We start from the raw sequence: 1033 nt of genomic DNA, 5'->3' as shown, positions 1-1033 counted from the left end.
AGCGAGTCGTGGCCCATGATCTGCGCGAGGCGGTGGAGCGGCACGCGGGCGGCCATCTGGTAGCCAAAGCGATGCCGGAGATCATGGGGATGCACCGCGTTGAGCCGCGCGTGGCTGGCGTATTTGGCGACGAGGTAGCCGAGGGCGCGCTCGGTGAGCGCCTGGCCGGTCTTGGTCGAGCAGAAGACCCAGCGGGCCGCTTCGGGATGGGTGGCGAGGTAGCTGCGCAGCTGGGCACGGGCGGTCTGGTTGAGTGGCACCTCGCGGTACTTGTTGCGTTTCCCATAGATGGCCAGGGTACCGCTGCGCTTGCCCAGCGTGATGTGGCGGCGCTCCAGGCGGCAGATCTCGTGGGCGCGCACGCCGGTATGCAGCATCACGGTGAGGATGGTCTGGTCGCGCAGCGAGCCGTGGGCAAGCGCAGCGGCGATCAGCGCCTCGACCTCGGTGTCACTGAGGTGGCGCGGGGTGCTGGGCATCATGGGGATGAGCTTGACCACCTGGGCAGGGTCGTGGGCGAGCTGGCCGGTGGCCGCCGCCCAGCTCGTGTAGCCCTTGATGCTCATGAGGCTGCGGTTGATCGTGGCGGGGCGCAGCTGCTGGGTGTGCTGGAGGAAGGTGCGGTAGCGGGTGATCAGCGGCGTGGTGAGTTGGGCAGGCATGAAGCCGACGGCCTGCTCGGCGTGCTCGGCCCAGGTGGCCTCGCACCAGGCGGCAAACTGCTGGAGGTCGCTGAGATAGTTGCGCACCGTGACCGGGCTGAGATCCGCGTGGCTGGCCAGCGCGGTGGCATAGGCCTGGAGCTGGGTCGTGCCTGGTGCGGAGAGCGTGGGCTTGCTTGGACGTTTCATGGGCGCAGATTCCTTAGCAGACATGGCAGCAGCGGGTTTCCGGGCGAGTTAGCAGACATGGGTGGGCCGCAGGGGCGGGGAGAATGTCTGCTATACTCATTTGTCAGACATCGCCGCTTCATCAAGGATACCCGCGTATGCCATCGATTGAGCGCACGGCCTACCCCTTCTATCGTCGCACG

1 protein-coding gene is annotated in these 1033 nt (G+C 66.9%); it reads right to left on the bottom strand.

Annotated features, from left to right (window positions below):
* On the bottom strand, nucleotides 1–875 hold an 875-nt coding region (locus tag F8S13_27600; GenBank protein KAB8139555.1), incomplete at its 3' end, for a tyrosine-type recombinase/integrase.
* Nucleotides 876–1033: the final 158 nt, after the last annotated feature.

The organism is Chloroflexia bacterium SDU3-3 (genome assembly GCA_009268125.1).
In the GTDB taxonomy this organism is placed as follows: Bacteria; Chloroflexota; Chloroflexia; order Chloroflexales; family Roseiflexaceae; genus SDU3-3.
This window is presented reverse-complemented; position numbering and strand designations above follow the sequence as displayed.